This window comes from Planctomycetia bacterium (genome assembly GCA_021413845.1).
Taxonomy (GTDB): domain Bacteria; phylum Planctomycetota; class Planctomycetia; order Pirellulales; family PNKZ01; genus PNKZ01.
The window spans coordinates 1-19,976 of sequence record JAIOPP010000029.1 but is presented as its reverse complement, the minus strand read 5'-3'; the positions used below and the strand labels follow the sequence as shown (position 1 = coordinate 19,976).

Here is a 19,976-nt window from a genome sequence, read left to right as displayed (position 1 = left end):
AGCAGGCACGTTCCACGTGCCGTCCGCCACGGATGGCTGCGAGCTACGATCACGGCTGTGTCCCCAGATATGCATCTAGGGCTATTGAAAAACCCGAGACTGCTTTCTCATTTTGCCGTCAAAAATGCTTTCAACCTCTCGGCGGTTTGCGCGATGTTCTTCGGAGTGAGCTTGCATTCCCACACGATGAGCACTTGCCACCCTGCGCGGCGAAGTTGCTTACGAACGGCGGCGTCGCGCTCGACATTGCGAGTGAACTTCTCCGTCCAAAACGGAATGCGCGTCGCGGGCATCGAGCGGCCTCGGCGACAGCGATGCCGGTGCCAGAAGCAGCCGTGGACGAACACGGCTTTCCGCAAACCGGGGAACACCAAGTCGGGCCGACCGGGCAGCTTTTTCGAGTGGAGTCGATAGCGAAAGCCGAACGAGGTTGCGAGTCGCCGCACGGCCAACTCCGGCGAGGTATCGCGCCCGCGCACGGCGCTCATCAGCCGGCTTCGTTCTTCGGTCGTGAGCCTGTCGACCATACGTTGCTCTACGGGGCAGGCGCGGCGGCGGCGGCCGTAGCGAGCAACTTCCGCCGCACGTCTTCGGCTTCGAGCTTCAGGTTCGTTTGCGGGTTCGTGGCGAGCAACTTGTCGATGCCTGCGATCAAAGGCTTCACGTCGGCCGTCGGGTTCTTCACGTGAAATTGCAGCGCGGCGGCGAGCCCGTTGGCGATCATGGTGAACTGTTTTCCTTCGCGAGCCTTTTCGTTTTGCTCGGCGAGCATGCCGGCCGTTTCGCTCGGGTCGAGAATCTTCGCTAGCTCCGGAACGCACGCGGCAACACCATGCCGCGCCAGTCCGACGGCGGCGTTCATGCGCACATCGACGTTGGCATCGCCCAGAAGAACTTCCAACTGGCGCAACGCATCGACGCCCCCCAACACACCGAGCGTGTAGGCCGCATGATATCGGACGACGGAATCTTGGTCTTTCGCTGCCTGTGCCAAAACATCGTTAAGTGCCGGATCGGCTTGCGGCTTCGCTTGCGGAATGTGGGGGACTAAGCGCGCGATCGCTTGCAGTGCGGCGAGGCGCACATCGCGCTCCCGATCGTCACGATTCGTCTTGGCCGCTTTGATGAGCGGCGGCAACGACTCGGGCAAGTGGAACTCGCCGACGGCCCGAGCCAAGTAAACCCGAAAGCTGACCGGCTTATCGTCCATGCCGCCGGCGTCGATCTCGGTGTCGAACAAATCGGCTAGGTCTTTGAGCAGCTTCGGGTCTTTGCGCAGCTCTTCGTTGCCGGCCCGATTCAATTCGTTCGCCAGATTCACCGCTTCTTGCCAGCGACCTTCATTGTTGCGCTTCATCGCCTCGACATAGTTGCGCGGATCGCTTCCCATATGGGCGAGCCAGTTGAACGTGGCCCAGACGGCGATGATGATCGCCACGATCGCCGCGGGAATGACGAACAACTGGACGATGAAGCCGGCGCTCGGCGGCTCGACCGGCGGGAGCACGTCGTTCGGGGCCAAGGGACGGGGAGTTTCAGATCGCTCGGACGACATGCGTGGCGCAGCTCGACAAAGGGAAAGACGCGGCGAATTCCGACACGCGAAACGAAGGTGTTTCACGCTCGATGCATAACGCATTTTAGTCGAAACGAGGTCCGACGACGAGGAGCCCGCTGCGGCTCAGGAAGCGTTCACGATGCGAAACAGTACGGTTTTATCCCGTTTTTTCGAAGAAAGCGCTGATGCTGCGAGCCGACCGGTCGGTGTTCGCCAGGGGGCTTTGCCGCATCGCGAGCGTCGATGAAGATAGACTTTGCCTTGCTCAAGCGAGAGTCGAATCGCCTTCCCTTACCTAAGCTTGCTCACGATGTATCTATTCGCGCACACCTGCCCGACCCCGGCCGAAGACCTGGCGCTCGATGAGGCGTTGCTGGATCGAGCGGAGCGACTGGCCGAGCAGGGCGAATCGCCGTCGGAGCTTGAAGTGCTACGGCTTTGGGAACCGCGCCAAACGACGGTCGTGATCGGTCGCTCGTCGTCGCTGTCGTCGGAAGTCGACGTGCAGGAATGTGCGCGGCAAGGAGTGCCGATCTTGCGACGCACCAGCGGGGGCGCGGCGGTCGTGATGGGGACCGGTTGTCTGATGTACTCGGTAGTGTTGAGCTACGTTTCTCGGCCCGAGCTACGCGCCATCGATGTGGCTCATCGCTTCGTGCTCGAAGGGGTGTTGCGCGCCGTTCGTCGCCATGTGCCGCAGGCGGAACGGCGCGGCACGAGCGACCTCGCGCTCGCCGAGCGTAAATTCTCCGGCAATAGTTTGCGTTGTCGTCGCAACCACATGCTCTACCACGGAACGCTCCTCTATGATTTTCCGCTCGCAACCCTGGCGACTCTGCTCGCTTATGCGCCTCGACAACCGGAGTATCGTGCGGCGCGCAACCACTTGGAGTTCGTCGGCAACCTGCCGATCGGGCGCGAGATGCTGATCGCGGGGCTCGTCGAAGAGTTCGGTGCCGCGAACGAATATGCGCCGCATCTATGTGTCGAGCTTCTCGCCGAGGCGCGTACTCTCGCCGCGCAGAAATATTCCGACCCCGAATGGAACGCGCGCATTCCTTAGCGCCGGCGAATGCCGAAGAGCCCGATACGAGCCGCGGCCGCGGCCTATTCTTCGCAAGTAAAATCGGCGTGTTTCGAGAGAATCGTCGAGGATTTTTGCGGCGATGCAGGTTGCGTTTCGGGTCTCTCGCTACACCACATCTTGTGCGTTTCCACAGTTAGATATTGGGCCGAGCGTGGCCTATATTCATGCCGTAGACGTGATCATTTGTACACGTCTTCCCATCGAGTTTCTTCGCTGAAACCGGTGCCATGACGGCCTTAGCTGCGAGGACTCACGCCATGCTCTCCAACATCGTGGTCGAAGAAATTCGTCGTCTGCTGGCGGAAGGAAAACTATCGCAACGGGCCATCTCGAAGCAAACCGGAATCAGCCGCGGAACGATCACGGCGATCTCGATGAATCGCCGCAACGAGCGTGTGCCGCGGCGCGAAGAACCGCTCGACGCCGATCTCGGCCCTCCGGCCCGCTGCCCGACCTGCGGCGGAACCGTCTATATGCCCTGTCGGCTTTGTCGCGTGCGCGATGCGAAGTTCGGACCCGGACGCGATCGCCGGCCGAGTTCGTCGCACGAAGGTCCGCTCGATCGAAGCCGAATGTTCGACCGCGGTGGGCCGAACGAACGCCGGCCGAACACCGACTCTTCCTCGGAGCGCCCTGCCGAGGCGCGCTCGATGCGCCTGCCCGGGCGATGATCCTCTGGATTTTACTCCTCGCGTGAGTCAGGATGACGACGCCTCGGAATCGGATTCGCAAGCGCGAACGCATGTGGGGAGTCGGTGCGGGTGAGAATCGGAACGACGGAAATCATCGATACGTTCGCCGAAGCGTTTCGGATGCGCTACACGCGGCTGATCGTTACGGCACACGACGACTATTGGCTCGACGCGGCGGTGCGCGCCTTTAGCGGCTACGCCAGCAGCGTGATCGCGTGCGATGCCGAGATCGGCGTCGAACGACATCTCGCAACGACCGCCACGCCCGACGGCCGGCCGGGCGTGTCGCTGCTGGCATTTGGTTTCTCCACGGAAGCGCTGGCGAAAGCGATTCCCAACCGCACCGGCCAATGCCTGATGACCTGCCCGACGACGGCCGTCTACGATGGTTTGCCGGCGGGCGAAGAAAAACTTGCGCTCGGGAAGCATCTCCGCTTCTTCGGCGACGGGTTCCAAAAAAGCAAGCGTTTGAACGGCCGTCGTTATTGGCGCATCCCGGTCATGGACGGCGAGTTTCTCGTCGAAGAGCGGCTCGGCGTGAATAAGGGGATCGCAGGGGGCAATCTCATTTTTCACGGCCGAACCTTCGCAGGAGCGCTGGCCGCGGCCCGCCGTGCCGCCGAAGCCCTCGCCGAGATGCCTGGCGTCATCACGCCGTTTCCCGGCGGCATCGCCCGGAGCGGGAGCAAAGTCGGCTCCGTGTATAAAGGCCTAGCCGCCTCGACGGCCGACGTTTATTGCCCGACGCTGCGCGGCAACGTCGGCACGACGCTTCTGCATCCCGAGGCCCATTACGCCTACGAGATCGTGATCGACGGAGAAGACGAAGCGGCGGTTCGTCGCGCCATGCAGTCGGCCATGCAGGCTGCGGCCGGCGACGAAGTCGCCGCGATCGGTGCTGGAAACTACGGCGGGAAGCTCGGAAAATTCCATTTCCGCCTCCACGACCTCGCGACCTAGCTCCGGCGATCAGGCTTACGATCCGCAGCGCTTGCGACCTCGTTCCCGGCAGCGCAATAAAAAACCCCGCGCATAAAAAACCCACAGTTGGCTAGGCGGGTGCCGGCACGGCTCGGGAGAAGCGACACAGCCGGCTTGGGTAGAGCCGGTGCGTCCGATATGGGAACTGTTGAGCCGAAACCGCCGAGCCAAGTTGCCTGTGGGCGTTGGGTAGCGAAGGGTTTCGATCCAGATTAGAAGCAAAGCTTATGCCGTTCGCTATTTCGCTCGAACTAAAATAATTCGGGCGCTGTAACTCTCTTTCAGAATTACCTTTTTGTCGATTCGGGTAGTTCGACGATTTTCGTTCGGCGCTTGCAATTCGGCGACCAAACGGCTTCAATGCTACTGTCGAGCGCCGATAATTCGACGTTTCGGCGCTGTGAATCTAGCCGCATTGTTGAGATTGCGTGAGATGAATACGCTTCGTAAAGTCTTGCTCTACGTCACGACTCCGCTCGTGATTCTCTACTGCTTGAGCGTGCTCTACCACGTTCAGACCGGCTGGGACCTCGGCCTGCGCGGGCTCTTCTCCAACGCCTCGGCGCCCGTTGCCGACGAGAAAAGCACGCTCGTGGGCTGGTCGGAGCAGGCTCTGTCGGCCGTCGGCCTCGGGCCTCGAAACGGCGACCTCTTATATCGCGTGGCCGGCCGCGAGGTTCCCAGCGCGCTCCATCTGCAAGACTTGTTCGATCAAGCCTCTCCGAGTGCGATCCATGAAAACGTCCCGCACTTGAATTCGGTCGAAGCGCTGGCAAGCTTGCCGACGGATGCCGTCGTCGCCGATATCGGCGATCAACGCTGGGTGCGGGTCGACTATTTCAGCGCCGCCGAAAAAACACAGAAGACCGACTGGCTTCTGCTCCTTCCGAGCTCCACGGCGGCGGTCGGAATTTCGTTCGGCTGGTTCCTCTTGGAGATGGGAATCTTCGTGATCGGGGCGACGGTCGTATGGAAGCGTCCCGGCGATGGCTCGGCCGTGCTCTTCTTCCTCCTATGCACGGTCAACGCCGTGACGTTCATGGGAGCGTTTCATTGGCCGAACTTGATCGGCTCGAAAGCCTTGGCTTATCCGTTCGTCTTTTGCGCGATGCTGCTCGCGCCGATGACGTTGCACTTCTTCGCGATGTTTCCCCGGCCGCTCGGGATCATTCGTGCTCGTCCGCGCATCTCGACGATCGTCATTTACGCCGTGCCCGGCGTATGGATGTTGTTTCTCTTTTATCAGATCTGGCTCATCGATCGTCTCTACTACGATCCTTCATCGGCCGTAGAACTGGCGGGCCTGTTAGGTAAACTCGCGGGCACCATCTACGGCTATCTCGCAGCCTCGGTCGGGATGTATCTCGTCGGTTTCGGGGTGCTGATCTATCGCTTTTTGCGCGGTCGGACGACGCAGGAGCGGCAACAAGTGCAAGGGCTGTTGGCCGCGGTGATGCTCACGATGGGCCCCGTCGGCTATCTGCTTCGCACCGCACTCAACGACCGTGCCGAGTTCGCCTTCGGCCCGATGCCGAAGTTGATGGTCTACATCACGAGCCTGCTGTTCACGACGGCGTACGGCCTGAGCATCACGCGCTATAAGCTGATGCAGGTCGGTCGCGTAGTGAACCGCGGCATCTTGTACGTCGGCATCAGCTCCGTAGCGACGTTCCTGTTCTGCGCGACGGTCGGCCTCGCGACGGCCCTAGTCGGCGAGTTCTACTTTCGCTGGGAGAATGCGCTAGCCGCCGGCCTCACGGCGATGGTCATCGTCGTGTTCCTCGGCTGGATTCGCGATCGGTTTCAAAAGTCGCTCGATCGGAATTTCTTTCGCGAGAAATATCGCCTCGACAAAGCCGTTCGCCAACTTGGCGCGGCCGTCGATCGACTGGTCGAGCCGGCGCAACTGGCGCGGCAGTTATTGCAAGGTGCTCGCGACACCATCGGCGCGGAACGAGGGATCGTTTATCTACGCAACCTCGATGACGACGGCTTCTCCGTCGCCGATCACGTCGGCTGGCCCTCCGCGCCGAAGTATCTCAAGCCGGAGCATCCGTTGATCGCCGAGTTGGCGATCTCCGGCACCTTGAAGCGCGCGGCGGTCAGCGTCGGCGCGCGCGAGCTGCATGCCTTCGGTGCCGAGTTAGGGTTCCTCTTGGAACTCGAAGGGGCTCTCATCGGGGCGGCGTTCTTCGGCCCCCGCCTCGACGGCGATCCTTACACGCCGGAAGACCAAAACTTCGTCAGCACGCTCGCGCGTACGACGACGCTCGCGCTCAGCACGGCCCAGGGCCATCGCACGATTCTCACGCTCAAAGAAGAGCTGCAATCGAAAGTCGATAAGATCTCGGAGCAGCAGCGACGGATCATGTTTCTCCAAGGGGAGCTGCTCAGCCGCGGCGAAGGGGATCGGGCCGTCGACATACACCGCGAACCGAAGCCGCGCGGCGAGCGCGAGCCGGAGCCTTGGCGCAGCGAGATTCTCGGTGCGAGCCCGGTGGTGCGCGAATTGCTCGAAAAGGCGGCGAAAGTAGCGCTCAGTCCGGCGTCGGTTCTCGTGCGCGGCGAAAGCGGAACCGGGAAGGAATTGCTGGCGCGCGCGATTCATCGCAACAGCCCGCGCGCGAACAAGCCGTTCATCGTCGTGCATTGTGCGGCCCTCTCGAGCGGGCTTTTGGAAAGCGAACTATTCGGTCACGTCAAAGGGGCGTTCACCGGAGCCGATCGCGACAAGGCAGGCCGCTTCGAGCTCGCCGACGGCGGCACGCTGTTCCTCGACGAAATCGGCGACATCAGCCTCGAGACTCAAACGAAACTCCTCCGCGTCTTGCAAGAGCGGACGTTCGAGCGCGTCGGCGGCGTGCAAACGCAAGCGGTCGACGTGCGGCTCATCGCCGCGACGCATCAAAACCTCGAAGAGTTCATTCGGGTCGGCAAATTCCGCGAAGATTTATTCTACCGGTTGAACGTCATCAGCCTCCGTTGCCCGTCGCTAAGGGAACGTCGCGACGATATTTTCGAGCTCGCTCTGCACTTCTTGCGCGGTTACGCCAAGCAAGCCGGCAAGCCGCCGGCAAGCATCGAAGAGCAAGCGCTCGAAGTGCTGACGAACTACGCTTGGCCCGGCAACATCCGGCAATTGGAAAACGCCATCGAACGAGCCGTCGTCCTCTCGGAGAGCGACGAGATCGGTGTCGCCGACTTGCCTCCTGAAATTCTCGATGCCGTGCGGAAAGCACACGCCGAGCCGAAGAATCGCCTTCCCGTTCGTCGCGACGTCGTCGCCTCGGGCCGGATCGCGCGCACCGTCGTGGTCGAGAGCGCCGTCGCTTCCGCGCCGACGGCGCTCGGTGACGACCTCGACCATTTCGAGCGCGAACGACTTTCCGAAGCGCTGGTTCGCGCACGGGGCAACAAAGCCGAAGCGGCGCGGATGCTGGGAATTCCCCGCAGCACGTTCTTCAGTAAACTCAGGAAGTACGGCCTCGATTAACGGTCTCGGATCGGAAGCGTTCATGTCCGATAGTTCCACCCCCTCGCCAAACGATGCGCCGTTCGCAAGCTTGCCGCGCTACGATGCTCGGCAATCTTACGAGTGGAATTACGAGCACGCACCGGAGGAATTCGTCGCGGCCCCGCATTCGTCGGCTGCGCAGCTCGGCGACACGCGCGATCCTTTCGACGTTCCTTCGATCCCAGGCTCTTGGGAGTTTTGCAGCCTGCCGGTTTCTTCGCCGCTCGGGATCGCGGCCGGGCCCTTGCTCAACGGTCGTTGGTTGCGTTATTACGCGCGCCTCGGCTTCGATGTGCTGACTTATAAGACCGTGCGGAGCGTCGAACGGGCTTGTTTTCCGCTGCCGAATCTCGTTCCCGTCCGCTGCGAGACGATGACCGGCGACGAGCCGCACGTCGCCGCTTCGCCGACGATGCTCGGCACTTGGGCCGTTTCGTTCGGCATGCCGTCGAAGCCGCCGAGCGTGTGGCGGGCCGATGTCGAAGAGACGCGCAAGCGCCTGCCGCGTGAGAAAGTGCTGGTCGTTTCCGTCGTAGCCAGCGAGCAACCGGGCTGGACGATCGAGGACTTGGCCGACGATTATGCGCGGTGTGCCCGTTGGGCGGTGGAGAGCGGAGCGGACGTCGTCGAAACGAATTTTTCTTGCCCGAACGTCTGCACGACCGATGGTCAGCTCTATCAAACTCCCGGCGACGCTGCTCTCTGCGCCGAGCGCGTGCGCGAGGCGATCGGCAAGACGCCGTTCGTCGTGAAGATCGGCCACATCCGCGACTCGGCGGAAGCGGAATCGCTGGTCGCCGCACTCGGCTCCACCATCGACGGCCTCGCGATGACCAACAGCGTCGCGGCGCCGGTCGTCGACGCCGAAGGACGCTCGCTGTTCGACGGCAAGCCGCGCGGAATCTGCGGCGCCGCGGTGCTTGAGCCTTCGCTCCGGCAGACGCGGATGCTGCGCCAAGTCGTGACGCAGCGTTATTTGCATCAAGGGATCAAGCCGCCGTTTTTGATCGGCGTCGGCGGCACGTTCTCGGCCGAAGATGCCCGGCGCTATCTCGTTGCCGGCGCGCAAGCGATTCACATGGCGACGGCCGTGATGGTCGATCCGGCCGTCGCACTCGGCATTCGGGCGGGTTGGTAACGCCAACCGCATGTACGACCTCATCGGCGATATCCACGGTCATGCGGACGAGCTTGTGCGGCTCTTAGAAACGCTTGGCTATCGCCCCGTGCGCGGAGTTTATCGCCATCCCGAACGGAAGGCGATCTTCCTCGGCGACTTCATCGATCGTGGACCGAAGATTCGCGAGACCCTCGATATCGCACGGCCGATGGTGGAAGCGGGAGCGGCCTTGGCCGTGCTCGGCAATCATGAACTCAACGCGATCGCTTATGCGACGGAAGATCGCGCGCGGCCGGGGGAATTCTTGCGCCGCCGCAACGCAAAGAACACGAAGCAACATGCAGCCACGCTCGCGCAGTTGAAGCCGCAGGAGCTCGCCGACTATCTGCAATGGTTTCGGACCTTGCCTCTCTGGCTCGAGCTCGCAGGGTTGCGCGTCGTGCATGCCTGCTGGGACGAACGGGCGATAGCCTCGATCGGGCTCGCACATGAACAAGGAAAGCCGCTCTCGGACGATTTCCTACAGGCCGCGTTTCCCTTCGAGGGGCCGTTGTATGGCCCGGTCGAGACCGTGCTCAAAGGGAAATACTTCGCGTTGCCGGGCGGGATGACGTTTCAAGACGATCAGGGGATCGTGCGAAAGCAGACGCGCATCCGCTGGTATCTTTCGCCGCGCGGCCACACGTATCGCAGCTATGCCTTGACGAATGAAATCGATTGCGATCTGCCGCTCGATGCATCGCTCGCGGCGGAAGCACAGCCGTATGCGCCGACGGCGAAGCCGGTCTTCATCGGCCACTACGCGCTGAAGGGCCGGCCCACGATCTTAGCGCCGAACGTCGCTTGCTTAGACTACGGCATGGCGAAAGGAGGCACGCTGTGCGCCTACCGTTGGGACGGCGAGCAGCAACTCGAAAACGAGCGTTTCGTCGTTCCGACGGACGCCGGCCTGACGGGGAAGTAACGCCGCGTAGTCGCTGCCGGCAGGTCGAACTCGTAAATTCGCGGCTCCGTACGGCCGATAAGTCTTCTGATCGCCAGCACTTGCTGCGGCGATCCGTTTCTCATGCCTACGCTCTGGAAAGCGTGAGTTACACTGGTACTGAGGAAGGACTTTCGCTGTCTTCGGCATTTAGGAAGCCGACATTCTCTCGGGAGATCGGCTCGTGACTATTTTCCGCTTCGGTTTCGTCGGGCTCTTGTTCCTCGCCGGCGGCGCTAGCGCTGGTGTGGCGTTCGAGAGTCCGGCTCGCGCGCAGGGGTTCGGCGTCAATAGCGCGCCGCAAGCCGCAACCGGCGGCACTGCGGCTCCGTCGCAGTTCGGCGTGGCACCGAGCACTCAGTTCGGGCCCGCTCCCGACGGCAAAGGACCGCAGCTCGCAAAAGAGTTGACGCAGCGTTATCAGATCGGCATGACGGTCACGGCGCAGGGGGGCGCTTGCCAAGGCATCTACGCCACGGCACCGGTGCCGATCAACTGGCCGGAGCAGAGCGTGCAGATCGTCAGCGAAGAGATGTCGCCGGCGGTGCAGAAGACGGAGTATCGTACGCTCGGGGGCACGGTGAAGCAGATGCTCGTCTCGATGCCCTACATCGCGCCGGGAGACGAAGCGAAAGCGCTCGTCACGCTGGAGATTCGCCGCTTCTCGTTGACGCCGCCGACCGACACGAGCATCTACGTGCTCCCGAACGATAAGAAAATGCCGAAGGAGCTGCGTCTCTTTCTGACGCCGAGCCCTTCGATCGAAAGCAACCACTCGAAGATTCGCGCGATCGCGAAGGAACTTACCGCGACGCACAAAAGCGACAACGCTTGGAAGCACGTCGAAGGAATTTACGATTGGGTGCGCGAGAAGGTGGAATACAAGAAGGGGCCGCTCAAGGGAGCGCTCCGCTCGTTGCAAGACGGCAACGGCGATTGCGAAGAATTGAGCTCGCTCTTCATCGCGGTCTGCCGATCTTCGGGCATTCCGGCCCGCATCGTCTGGGTGCCGGATCATTGCTATCCGGAGTTTTACTTAGAAGACGAAAGCGGCAAGGGCTATTGGTTTCCTTGCCAAGCGGCCGGCACGCGCGAGTTCGGCGGCATCACCGAACACCGCCCGATCTTGCAAAAGGGGGACAATTTCCAGATCCCCGAAAAGCCGCGCGATCGACAGCGCTACGTCGCCGAGTATCTCACCGGCAAGGGTGGCAATCCGAAGGTGAAGTTCGTGCGCGAGCAACTGGGCGCGGTCCCCTAACGCCTGCGCACGGCGCTCATCGGACGCGGCATTATTTAATCGCGATCTTCACGGCCACGGCGCCGGTGTTGTCGCCGATGCTCGACCACTCGCTCTTGCAACGCAGGTGAAGCTGGCCGTCGCTCGGAGGCGTGAACGTCCCATCGGCGCCGATGTCGAACTCTTCGGAGAGCGAGAAGTCGTTGAAGATGATGCCGACGAGTTTCCCCTCACCGCTTTCGTTGCCGTCGGCCGTAACCCCCTTCGTCGCAGCTTTCTCGAGCTTCCATGTGCCCGTGGCTTTCGCCGTGTATTCGGCTTCCTTGCGGACGAGGATTCCGCTCGGCTGCCAGCCTCGCCCCGCTTGCACGGTCACGTTGCGTCCCGGACCGTTTGCGAGCCCGCTGAACTTCCGCTTCCAATCCCAATAGCAAAGATCCATCCGGTAGCCGTTGCAGAGATGTTGGAGGAAGAAGAGATACTCGAACGAGATTTCGTTCGCCATCGAGCCGTAGGTCTGCTCGAACGAGACCGGCTTCTGCTGCAAGATTCCCAAGCCGAGCGGACGGAAGTCGGCCGCGTAGTTCGGATTCGTCGCCAGGAGATGACACAGCGCCCAGCGCCAGGCATAGTTCTGCCATGAGTCGCCGGTCGTCTCGTTGCCGTTGACGATCGAATTCAGGGTCTTCGGTTCGCTCTTGCGAATGTAGTCGACCACGACGTCGTGGACCTTGACGCTGTTGTCTCCTTTGCGCCAATACTGACCCATCTCGGCCATCCCTTCGCTATACCACGTCGGGCCGGTCGTGCCGAAGTTGGTGGCGCAATAAGCGTGGACCGCTTCGTGCTGCGGCGTGCCGTGATCGGCGCCGGCGTAAACGGTCGACTTGCCGGAGTTGCCGAGCACGAGCGACAGCGTGACGCCGCCCCCCGAGGCGATCGATTGTCGGCCCCGCTCATCGGGCAACGAACCATCGGGCCAGTTCTTCAAGTCTTTCACGACATAACATTCGATGAGCCCCTGCGGTTGCTTATCCCAATAAATGGAAATGATCCCCAGCATATACTCCAAACGATCGATCAATTCCTGCGCCTCGGCAGGGGCGAGATCGGTATGCAGAATGAAGTGCTGCGAGCGCGAATGAAGCCGCTGTCCGTCGCTCGTTGCCGGCGCGGCGGGCTTACGAACGCCAGCGGTGCCCGAAGCCGTCGGGCCGGTCTTGGTTTGCGCGTCGCATCGTTCGCCCATGCCGAGCGCGAGGAGCAAGACAACGCCTAGCGAGGCCAGAGGCGCAAAAGACGCGTGCGCACGAGCGAGCGAAGAGCGGGGCATGCGAATTCTCCGAAAAAGGGGACGGCGACCTCTCACTATAATGAAGCTTTTCAGTAACCGCCGGCGATTATTTTTTCGGCCCCGAGGCGGCGCTCGTCGGGAAGCCCTACAATTCCGGCATCTCATCTCTGTCGAACACCGGAGCCTAAAAATGTCGTCTCCTCAACCATCTCCGCTCGCGGATCTTCATCTCGTCGGCCTCCAGGAAGTCGGGAAGAAGTGGAGTTGGATTCTCGGCCTGGGCGTCCTCCTGGTCGTGCTCGGCATGGTCGCCATCGGGGCCTCGATGGCCGCGACGCTCGCCACGATGATCTTCTTCGGCACGCTGATGCTCATCGGCGGCGCGCTGCAAACGCTCCACGCGATCGCGCTGCGCGGCTGGAGCGGCTTCTATCTCGACCTGATCGCCGGCGTGCTTTCGATGGTCGTTGGATTTATGATCGTCGCCCATCCCGGCGCTACGGCGATCGGGCTGACGCTGTTGATCGCCGTGTTTTTGATCTTAGGCGGAATCTTTCGCATCGCGATCGGCCTGAGCGTGCGCTATCAAAACCGGCTCTGGCTCATTCTGCACGGCGTCATCAACCTGATGCTCGGCTTCGTCATCTGGAAAGATTGGCCGCTGTCGGGCCTGTGGGTCATCGGGCTGTTCATCGGGCTCGACATGCTCTTCAACGGCTGGTCGCTCATCGTCATGGCGCTAGCCGTGAAGAAGCTCACCGCGTCGAAATAAACGCCGAGTTCGATCGATCGGCGTGCGCCGATTCTCAGCGCCGATTCTTAGTGCGATTACTTCCGTTTGCCGTCGAGCAGATCTTCGAGGCCCTTCGGGGCCGTCGGTTTGTCGATCGAGTCGAGCCGGTCTTCGGCCGTGCGGCGCTGGTCGTGAAACAAGACATGCCCCCACAGGTTCGGATGCAGACGGGCCTCGCTCGGAGCATCGGCCACGATGTTCGTCGCTTGGTTCGACCAATACACGCGGCGAATCACTTCGCTTCCGTTCGGGCCGGAGACGAGCAAACCCCAATCGAGCTTGAGTCGCAAGCCGGCCGCCGGTTTGAGGCCCAGCGCGGCCAACGGCACGGCCGCTTCCAACGTGTAGTGCTCGTCCGTTCCGCTGCGCGCGAGTTGCACTTCGGGGAGTCGGTCGACCCGATCGATCGCAACTTCTCCGACCGGCGAGACGACCCGATAGACTTTATCTTCGGGAGTGCCGGGCACGGTCGGGCGATAGAGCACGGCCGTCGGTTCTTGATCGGCGAACGTCAGCAACAAGCGCGAGTCGCCGACGGCGGGCTCGCTACGATCGGCGGCGCTCGCCGGATCGACGCCGAGCTGCAAGTCGACGCTGGCGCCGGTCTTGAAGAGCCGCGCGAATTCGCCTCCCGCATTGCGCAGCGGGCCGTAACCGCGCACGTCGTACGCTAGGTACAGATTTCGCTCGTCGAAGCTCATGCGGAACTGCGCGTAGCGATCACGGCCTTCCTTCACTTCGGCCGCGAAGGGTTCAGTCCATTCGCCTAGGTCGCCGTCGATCTTCGGCGCTACCTTCGCGCGATAGCAATCGATCACCGGCGAGCGCGCGTAGACTTCCTGCTTCTCTTTGGCGCGAGCCCAAACTTGCGTGTTGCGCAAGTCGTCGGCCGTGACTTCGATTTCCCCTTCGAGCCGGGTCGCGCGCTCCAAGCCCGCGACTTCGAGCACCGTGACGTGGTTGTGCCCGGCGACGATGCGCGTCTTGCCGTCTTCGGAAACGCAGGCGTAGCCGTGGAAGTGTTCTTGTCCGGGCGTAACGTCGGCGAGCGTTTGTCCGCGCGCGTGTTCGCGCATGCTCCAGGGTTGTGCCTTGCCGTCGCGTTGGTCGTGGAAGATCGGGCCGATCAATAGTCCGTCGGCGGTCCACACGTTCCAACCTCCGGCGTTGCCGTGCAGCACGATCATTTCCCCGATCGGATGCTTCAAACGTCCGACGACGCCGAACTCGGCGACGACTTGGCTTGGTCGCCACGGCGTGGCGCTATAAAGCGAGTGGACGCCGTTCCCTTCCGATTCGTGGCTCCAGAGAGTCGAGCCGTCGGCAGCCAACAGGGCTTCCGGCAGCGCACCGGTTCCGAGACGAAAGAAGTTGCCGTCGGCAAGACGATAGAGCGAGTCGCCGGTGAGGGCGGGGAATCGTTCTTCCGCGTAAACAGGAACGCCGCTGGGGAGATATTCCTTCACGACATACCGCAGCGTGCCGGCTTGCAGGCCGAGGTCATGGTCGAAGTTCGTGACGACTGCCGGCTTCGGATCCGCCGTTAAGACGACTTCTTCCGCTTGCACTTCGCCGTCGCCGTTCAGGTCGCTCCAGTGGAAATGGCGCTCGGTCAACGGTTGGCCTGCGATCTTCGCCATGACCGCTTCGCTCTTCAACGGCTCGAACGCCGCGGCTTGTCCGGCCGCCGCCGCGAGCTTGAGACGACCGTCTTCATAGAGGTAAACGATGCCGCACTTCATGCTGTTGAAGATCGGCCGCGTGACCAGATAGAGCCGCTCGCCGACACGGATCGGCACTTCGCCGGCCGGCGTCGAGCCCGTCCAGGTCAGGTTCTTCAACCGCGACGTTCCTTTATCCCAATCGAGCGCGAACTCCAACGGCCCGCACACCAGTCGGGTCTTATCTTGCGAATCGAGGACGCCGCCGCCGCCGTATTCGGTGTTGCCGAGATGTTCGCGCACGAACCGGCCCTCGCGCGTCCAAACGGTGACGCGCTTCGGCCAGTATTGCGACTCCACCGCCCAGACTTGCCCGCGGGCATCGACTTCAAGCGCCGAGACCTCGCCGAGGCGCGTCGGATCCCAAGCACCGGCGCGGAAGCCGCCGGCGGTGCCGATCGCGCGGAGAAACTTACCGGTCGAGTCGTAGACCCGAATTTGTTTGCGCTCCGCACCCCGATCGAAGACGTAGAGGTTCCCTTCGGCGTCGAACGCGAGATCCGACGGCTTCTCCAAGTCGGTCACGAACGGCTGGTGGCTGCTCCCCTGCATGTCGACCCGTACGACTTGCGTGCCGCTCACGGCATACAACTCGCCTTGCGGGTGATACGCGATCGAGCCGGGATGCGCAAGGGGAACCTCGAGCAACGGCTTGCCGTCGGCCGCAGCAAAGATGTCGATCCGCTCGCTCAAGCCGTCTTCGAGAGGTGCTTCGCCGCCGATATACGACAACGGCAACACGCCGTAGACGCGGCAGCGCGAGGGCTCGATCTTCTTTCCACCTTGATCGTCGCGAACGCCCATGGTGCCGCGCTCGCCGTTGTCGGACCATTGCTCGACGACGCGCAAACGCACGGCCCGCGTGCGCACTTCGCCGCCGAAATCGACATAGCCGTCGAGGTAGCGCGCGTTCGTGTTCTGCACGGAGCTCGGGTTGTAATAGTCGCGGCGCGGTTGTTCGTATTGCGCAATCTCGCGCCAGCCGGACTCGGCCCCGATGTCGATCGGACTCGCGGCGTCTCCTTCATAGACGTCGACCTTGGTCAGCCGTCCGTCGATCTCGCGAATCGCGAGCCCATGCAGCGCTTGCGGCTCTTTCCATTCGAGCGCGTAGATACCGGGATTCGCCCCGGTCAGCGGCTCGCTTCGTTCGGCATCCCAAACTTGTCCGTACATCCGTCCGGAGTTGAATCGCACCGCGGCTTGCGGCAACCGACTCTCGAACCGGCGGCGCAACAGTTTGAGCCCTTCGAGCCGACCTTGCCATTGATCGCCCGTGTTGCCGAGCGAGCCGGCGCCGCGTGCCGAGGTCGGCTTCTTCGCGCGATCGATCGCCAGCGGATCGGCCGGCACGTCGCGCTTCGCGCTGTTTTGTTCCAAGAGCTTACCGAGCGGATCGTCGCCGTCGGCCGCAGCCGAACCGCGCGCGAAGGTAATGCGCAAGGCGCGGGTCTGCGTGCCCGGGGGCGCGGCGATGACGTCCCAATGCGCGGTCGTCGGCGTCGGCAGCGGCGACCATTGTCGGCCGTCGTGAACATCGGGCGGATACGGAGCATCGGTCTTCAGCACGCTGAACTTGACCGCCGTCCCTTTCAATGCCGGAGAAGCTAGAACGAGGCTGCCGAGCGGTATCGCGCGCTTGAACCCGACCAGCAAGTGTTGTTGATCGTCGCTGCTCGGCTCGGCCTGGAGCGTTACCAACGAGCCATCGGCACACGTGCCCGGCGGCGTGCCGATCAACCGCAGCAGACGCAAGAAGTCGCCCCGCTTGTCGGCGGCGATTCCTTTCGTCACTTTGCGTTGTGGAGCATACGTCGGAATGCAATTCGGGAGATCGACGTCGTCGCCGCTAGCGGCTGTGGCGAGCCAAGAAGGATCGCCGTGAACGCTCATCGCGAGCTTGCCGTCGCGCACCGCGATCCCTTGCATGCCGCGCTTGCGGAGCGCCGTCGGGGCCAGATTCAAAATTTGCTTGATCGCGCGGGTCTCGGTATCGACGCTCCACACGACATCCGTCGTGTCGTTCAACATCCGTGCCGCGGCGAACAAAGTCCGACCATCTCCCGCGAGAAAGCGCGGACCGGTCCAAGCGGCGAACGAATGATGTCCCCATGTTTTGCGGCCGTCGAGATCGCACTCGAGCAGCGAGACGCCGCTCTCGGCGGTCATCGCGCCGACATACATCCGGTCTCCTAAGGCACAGCCCGAGATCGGCGGCGTGTGATCGGCGAGCCAACCGTCGGGCCCCTGCGCGGTCGTGAGCCAAGGAGCGTTGTCGGGGGCGAACGGCGCCGTGTTCGGGTAAGCGGTTTGTTCGTATTTCAATTCCAACGGCGGATGGGCCACCGCTTTCCAGCGATACTTACCCGGCGCCACGTAGCGCCCGCTTTCATCCTGCAAGTTCCAGCCGACCGGCTGCGCGCCCGACGCCAACGATTCACGATCGAGGACGTTCTTAACACGTCGACCATCGGGCCCGTCGACGACCACGGTAAGCTGCCCCTCGAAGGGCATCGCGACCGAGATTTGTTTCGGGGCCACGGCCGTGTCGGCGGTGCCCGACTTCGGCGCCGCGAGTTCCGTGGGGATCGGGGCATCGCCCAAGGCCACGAGTGCATGCATACCGCGAATCTCGGCGACTTGCGGTTCCGACGACTTCGTGATGCGCAGGCGGAAGCCGCGCGTCGCGACCGGCTCGAACTGGAGCCAAGTCCCATGCTTGTCGAAGCGCTTGACGGTAGTAAGTTTGCGCCATTCGGCATCGGTGCCGGTGCGCGGGTTCACTCCGGTCGGGCCGTCGAACGTGTCGAGTTCGTATTGCAGCAAACTACCGTCGATCCAGAGGCCGTCGAACTTCTGCGCCGAGTCCCAAGTGAGCATGAACCACGAAGGAGCGATGTCGGAAATCGGCGGCGTGGTGATGCGGCCCTCGGTTCCTTTGCCGGAACTTTGCCATGGGCCGCCGCCGGTCGTGACGAGCGACGCATGGTAGGTGAACGGCGAAGAGAAGTTGGCCGGTGGTCGATAGTATTCCGTCGCGGCATAAGCCAGGGCCGACGGCACGGCGTTGAAGCGGCGCTCGGTCCAGATGCGAAGCGCTTCCAGCCGCGACCGGCCTTGCGCAGTGCGATCGGTGACGAGCACGGCGCGCGTCGCGAGCGGCTGGTCGAGCGTCGTCGTCCGGCCCCCGGTTTGCCGCTCGGCATACGACAGCGATTGCCAGTGCTCGGGCTTCTCCGGATCGCCGGGATACGGGGCATCGGCCTTGAGCAGAGCGACGTCGCGCGGGTCGCCGAACGTGAGCAGCGAACCGATCGTGATCGGCCGCACGAAGGCAACTCGATAATGCACGGCCGGCAGCGACGGATCCCGATTCGCTTGGCGACCTTGCCAGCTTTTATCGACCGCGCTTTCATGCAACCCCAGCACGGAGACCAGCGTCGGCAGATCGACCGGTGCCGCTTGTCCGGCGACGAACGAACTGCAAGCCGCGGCATCGAGATCATCGGTGCGCAGGGCCGGGGCAAGAGGAACATCGGCCGACGCGACGTTCGCGCCGACGAAGACCACGGCCAGGGTTAGTACGCAGCGCAGCAGCAAAGCAACTCGCAAGACCATGAGTGGAGTACTCTTGAAGCAAAAAGTCGGGCAAAAGGGACCGGCAGCCATCTTAATCAACGCGAGACGATCGGACTCTAGCTCAAGAGAAAAAGTCGATATTCGATGCCGATCCCGCGATCCATCGACATTTACGCATCCGTTGCGTTCGATTCCGTTCGCTTGGGAATCGGGCGGGAAGTAAAATCAACGGCACGCCGGGTTTGCATCCATGTTTGGGGGAGCGTTCGCTTGGACGACCTTGAAGTAGAGCACACTTCCCTAAGCATGACCTCGCCGAGCCTGCTGCTGCGCGCGATGCACCACGATCCGGCGGCTTGGTCGCGCTTGTCGAAGATCTACGGGCCGCTCGTTTATCATTGGTCGCGGCGCTGCCGACTTTCGACGGAAGACTCGGCCGATATCGTGCAAGAAACGTTCGGCATCCTGGCTCGGAAGATCGACACGTTTCGCCGCGACAAACAGGGAGACTCGTTCCGGGGCTGGCTCTGGACGATCGCCCGCAATCGCGTGCGCGACCACATCCGTCGCTCGGCGGATCGTGCGCTGGCTACCGGCGGCACGACCGCTCACTTGCTGCTGCAGGAATTGGCCGCCGACGCACCGGAGCCCGTCGACGATGCCCAGGAACGAACCGTTACCGAGCAAGGTGTGGTAGCACGGACGTTAGGCTTGATCCAAGCCGAGTTTGAAACGACGACCTGGCAAGCGTTCTGGAGTGCCACGGTCGAAAAGCAAACGGCCGCCGAAATCGGTGCCGCACTCGGCATCAGCAAACATGCCGTTCACCAAGCCAAGTATCGAGTCTTGCGGCGGTTGCGCGAAGAGATGGACGGGCTAGGTTAAGCCTAAGCGCAGGAAAGTTTCGGCGCAGGAAAACAGTCGCTTGCGATCGCGTAAACTCAGCGAAACACCGGGGTTTATGCGGTTATTCGCAGTTGAAAAAATAACTGTGAACCCCCGGCGTTATTTATCAATAGGGTGACTTGAACTGCCCCGCACTTCAGGTCTCACGCCGTCGCAATCGTCTCTTTTCCTTCGCTAGGATTCGTCAGCATGTCGCAGCGCCAATGCCCCAGCCGCGAGCAACTATCGGGCTATGCCTTAGGAACTCTGCCGGTTCCGCAAGCCGAGGAAGTTACCGAACACATCGCGGCCTGCACCGATTGCGAAGACACGCTGCACAACCTAGGCCTCACTTCCGACGGCTTGATCGCCAGAATCCAATCTCCATCCGCAGCGGAACCCTTTGTGGGTGAGGCGGCTTGCCTTAAAGTAGTTCGTGAGCTGGAGGTTCCGAGGTCTGCGGGCGAAGCGGCGGTTGCGCGCGCCGGCGACGCCGACGTTCGGCCTCCTTCCGGCAGTTCCCAACCCGA

Annotated in this window: 14 protein-coding genes; 10 read left to right on the top strand and 4 right to left on the bottom strand. The window is 62.3% G+C overall.

Translation table 11 applies throughout. The features are described from left to right. Nucleotides 1–107 precede the first annotated feature (107 nt). Nucleotides 108–527, bottom strand: coding sequence for a very short patch repair endonuclease (locus K8U03_06525; protein MCE9604546.1), 420 nt, complete (start codon nt 525–527; stop codon nt 108–110). An 8-nt stretch (nt 528–535) separates the two neighbouring features. Then, complete coding sequence (locus tag K8U03_06520; protein MCE9604545.1) at nt 536–1,522, bottom strand: HEAT repeat domain-containing protein; 987 nt, start codon at nt 1,520–1,522, stop codon at nt 536–538. Nucleotides 1,523–1,868: 346 nt separating this feature from the next. On the opposite strand from K8U03_06520, the gene K8U03_06515 reads away from it, so the two are divergent. The 7 genes from K8U03_06515 to K8U03_06485 all read left to right on the top strand — a co-directional run bounded on the left by K8U03_06515 (nt 1,869) and on the right by K8U03_06485 (nt 11,195). Continuing rightward, nucleotides 1,869–2,621: a lipoate--protein ligase family protein gene (locus K8U03_06515; protein MCE9604544.1), complete on the top strand. Its 753-nt coding sequence runs from the start codon at nt 1,869–1,871 to the stop codon at nt 2,619–2,621. Nucleotides 2,622–2,902: 281 nt separating this feature from the next. Then, nucleotides 2,903–3,316 carry a hypothetical protein gene (locus K8U03_06510; protein MCE9604543.1) on the top strand — a complete coding sequence of 138 codons (414 nt, stop codon included), beginning with the start codon at nt 2,903–2,905 and terminating at the stop codon, nt 3,314–3,316. A 90-nt stretch (nt 3,317–3,406) separates the two neighbouring features. Then, nucleotides 3,407–4,297, top strand: coding sequence for a formylmethanofuran--tetrahydromethanopterin N-formyltransferase (gene fhcD / locus K8U03_06505; GenBank protein ID MCE9604542.1), 891 nt, complete (start codon nt 3,407–3,409; stop codon nt 4,295–4,297). Between the two features lie 2,389 nt (nt 4,298–6,686). Further along, entirely contained in the window at nt 6,687–7,811 is a 1,125-nt protein-coding gene (locus K8U03_06500; GenBank protein ID MCE9604541.1) for a sigma-54 dependent transcriptional regulator, read from the top strand. Between the two features lie 22 nt (nt 7,812–7,833). Continuing rightward, nucleotides 7,834–8,970, top strand: coding sequence for a hypothetical protein (locus K8U03_06495; GenBank protein MCE9604540.1), 1,137 nt, complete (start codon nt 7,834–7,836; stop codon nt 8,968–8,970). A 10-nt stretch (nt 8,971–8,980) separates the two neighbouring features. Then, nucleotides 8,981–9,916, top strand: coding sequence for a metallophosphoesterase (locus tag K8U03_06490; protein MCE9604539.1), 936 nt, complete (start codon nt 8,981–8,983; stop codon nt 9,914–9,916). Between the two features lie 202 nt (nt 9,917–10,118). Further along, nucleotides 10,119–11,195, top strand: a complete 1,077-nt coding sequence (locus K8U03_06485; GenBank protein ID MCE9604538.1) for a transglutaminase-like domain-containing protein — start codon at nt 10,119–10,121, stop codon at nt 11,193–11,195. 31 nt (nt 11,196–11,226) lie between these two features. Here K8U03_06485 and K8U03_06480 read toward each other — a convergent pair whose 3' ends face one another. Next, nucleotides 11,227–12,507, bottom strand: a complete 1,281-nt coding sequence (locus tag K8U03_06480; GenBank protein MCE9604537.1) for a DUF1570 domain-containing protein — start codon at nt 12,505–12,507, stop codon at nt 11,227–11,229. Nucleotides 12,508–12,658: 151 nt separating this feature from the next. Here K8U03_06480 and K8U03_06475 point away from each other — a divergent pair, with 151 nt between their 5' ends. Beyond that, nucleotides 12,659–13,240, top strand: a complete 582-nt coding sequence (locus K8U03_06475; GenBank protein ID MCE9604536.1) for an HdeD family acid-resistance protein — start codon at nt 12,659–12,661, stop codon at nt 13,238–13,240. Nucleotides 13,241–13,296: 56 nt separating this feature from the next. Here the strand turns inward: K8U03_06475 and K8U03_06470 are convergent, their stop codons facing one another. Beyond that, complete coding sequence (locus tag K8U03_06470; protein MCE9604535.1) at nt 13,297–18,600, bottom strand: hypothetical protein; 5,304 nt, start codon at nt 18,598–18,600, stop codon at nt 13,297–13,299. Between the two features lie 231 nt (nt 18,601–18,831). On the opposite strand from K8U03_06470, the gene K8U03_06465 reads away from it, so the two are divergent. Continuing rightward, complete coding sequence (locus tag K8U03_06465) at nt 18,832–19,446, top strand: sigma-70 family RNA polymerase sigma factor (protein MCE9604534.1); 615 nt, start codon at nt 18,832–18,834, stop codon at nt 19,444–19,446. 210 nt (nt 19,447–19,656) lie between these two features. Further along, on the top strand, nt 19,657–19,976 hold a 320-nt coding region (locus tag K8U03_06460; protein ID MCE9604533.1), incomplete at its 3' end, for a zf-HC2 domain-containing protein.

Excerpts from the sequence above, each read along its gene's own strand:
- K8U03_06525 (MCE9604546.1), bottom strand. The coding sequence starts at position 527 with ATGGTCGACAGGCTCACGACCGAAGAACGAAGCCGGCTGATGAGCGCC.
- K8U03_06515 (MCE9604544.1), top strand. The coding sequence starts at position 1,869 with ATGTATCTATTCGCGCACACCTGCCCGACCCCGGCCGAAGACCTGGCG.
- K8U03_06510 (MCE9604543.1), top strand. The coding sequence starts at position 2,903 with ATGCTCTCCAACATCGTGGTCGAAGAAATTCGTCGTCTGCTGGCGGAA.
- K8U03_06500 (MCE9604541.1), top strand. The coding sequence starts at position 6,687 with ATGTTTCTCCAAGGGGAGCTGCTCAGCCGCGGCGAAGGGGATCGGGCC.
- K8U03_06495 (MCE9604540.1), top strand. The coding sequence starts at position 7,834 with ATGTCCGATAGTTCCACCCCCTCGCCAAACGATGCGCCGTTCGCAAGC.
- K8U03_06490 (MCE9604539.1), top strand. The coding sequence starts at position 8,981 with ATGTACGACCTCATCGGCGATATCCACGGTCATGCGGACGAGCTTGTG.
- K8U03_06480 (MCE9604537.1), bottom strand. The coding sequence starts at position 12,507 with ATGCCCCGCTCTTCGCTCGCTCGTGCGCACGCGTCTTTTGCGCCTCTG.
- K8U03_06475 (MCE9604536.1), top strand. The coding sequence starts at position 12,659 with ATGTCGTCTCCTCAACCATCTCCGCTCGCGGATCTTCATCTCGTCGGC.
- K8U03_06470 (MCE9604535.1), bottom strand. The coding sequence starts at position 18,600 with ATGGTCTTGCGAGTTGCTTTGCTGCTGCGCTGCGTACTAACCCTGGCC.